We start from the raw sequence: 884 nt of genomic DNA, 5'->3' as shown, positions 1-884 counted from the left end.
CCCGCGTTTACCCGGTTGCCGTCCGCATCCGTGGCCCACACGATGACCGTCAGCCCCGCGCCCGCGGTGCCGTTCAGCGTCAGCGTGCCGTCGTTGGTGAACTGGCCCTTCTGCAGGAAGCCACTGTCCGCATCCTCGCCCTGGCTGTAGTCGTCCACCACGTTTTCAATCGCCGGCTGCGCCGGGGCGCTGGTCAGGACGCTGAAGTCCCACGCCGCATCCGCCGTACCGCTTACCTGCGGACCTTCATTGCCCGCCGCGTCCACCGCCGCGACCGTCAGGGCGTGTGCCCCGCTGCTCATTGCGCTGTCCGGCGTCCAGCTCCACTTGCCGTCCGCCTCCACCGCTGCGCTGCCGATCAGCTTGCCACTGTCGTAGATATTGACGTAACTGATGTCTGCGGTAGTCGTGCCTGAGTAGGTCGGACGTGCATCGTCAGTGACAGAGCCATCTTCAATCTTGCCCTGTACCGGACCGACGTCATCTGTCAGTGTGATGCTGTCCGCCACCAAACCCGATGTCTGGTTATCCGGCACCGAGGTGTCAACGGTAAAGCTCCAGTCGCCGTCTGCCTGCGGGCCTTCGTTGCCCGCCGCGTCCACCGCCGCAACCGTCAGGTCGTGAGAGGTGCCGTCCGCCATATCCTGCTCCGGCGTCCAGCTCCACTTGCCGTCCGCGTCCACCGCTGCGCTGCCGACGAGCTCGCCGTTGTCATAGATATTGACGTGATCGATGTCGGCGGTTGCGTCGCCGGAGAAGGTTGGCCGTGCGTCGTCGGTGACCGAGCCGCTGGCAATCTCGCCGGTGATCGCACCGACGTCGTCGGTCAGGGTGATGCTGTCGATGACCAGGCCTGAGGTCTGGTTATCCGGCGGCGTGCTGTC

1 protein-coding gene is annotated in these 884 nt (G+C 65.4%); it reads right to left on the bottom strand.

The features are described 5' to 3' along the window. Positions 1-797 (bottom strand): Ig-like domain-containing protein (locus HFD95_RS21855; protein WP_243208645.1); only part of this gene is annotated, 797 nt, incomplete at its 3' end. Positions 798-884 lie beyond the last annotated feature (87 nt).

Origin of the sequence: Pantoea sp. EKM10T (assembly GCF_011800685.1) — a bacterium.
Lineage (GTDB): Bacteria > Pseudomonadota > Gammaproteobacteria > Enterobacterales > Enterobacteriaceae > Pantoea > Pantoea agglomerans.
This window is presented reverse-complemented; position numbering and strand designations above follow the sequence as displayed.